The following is a 576-nucleotide window of genomic DNA, read 5'->3' on the forward strand; positions in this document are numbered from 1 at the left end:
GCCGCATGACAGCCGATTCCCCATCACCACACCAGAAACCGACCACGATCAACAAAACCCGACTCAACTTTCACGGCTTCCGCCGCCCAAGCCTTCTAGGGCGCAGGAGTTGCTCGATGGATCGGTGCGCGGTCCGGTTCAGGCTACGCCGTACGGCGTGTACCAGGTGATCGGTTTCAGCGCGAACGGCGGTGTTTGGTTGGAGGCACGTGGGCAGGCTTTGCGTAATCCATGGCGTGCCCGGTTGAGCGCTCACTTCGAGGCGGACGGCTTCCGGGCTCGTCTGGTCGGCCGGGTCGGCATCGGTGCCTTGGGAAAGGCTGCGGTGGTGGCCTGGACGGCGATCATGCTCTTCTTTTGGCTGGTTGGCACGTCGATCGGCGTAGCGTCGCGGTCGGTCGAGCAGGTGGCAGCGAGCACCGGGTGCGCGGTGCTGGGCTTGTCGATCGTGCACGGCTTCGTGGTGGCGGCCGGGCGTGAAGTTCCACCCTCGAACCGGACACCTTGAAACCAGACAGTGGTCTGGGGGAAGGATGTTCCGGTGCCCCGCCCTTCGAAGTACAACGAGGATTTCCG

The 576-nt window shown here is 64.1% G+C and carries 1 protein-coding gene; it reads left to right on the forward strand.

Annotation, left to right across the window (positions count from 1 at the left end; translation table 11 throughout):
* On the forward strand, positions 1–508 hold a 508-nt coding region (locus IH26_RS61825), incomplete at its 5' end, for a hypothetical protein (RefSeq protein ID WP_211268949.1).
* Positions 509–576: the final 68 nt, after the last annotated feature.

This window comes from Actinoplanes subtropicus, assembly GCF_000721705.1.
GTDB lineage: Bacteria > Actinomycetota > Actinomycetes > Mycobacteriales > Micromonosporaceae > Actinoplanes > Actinoplanes subtropicus.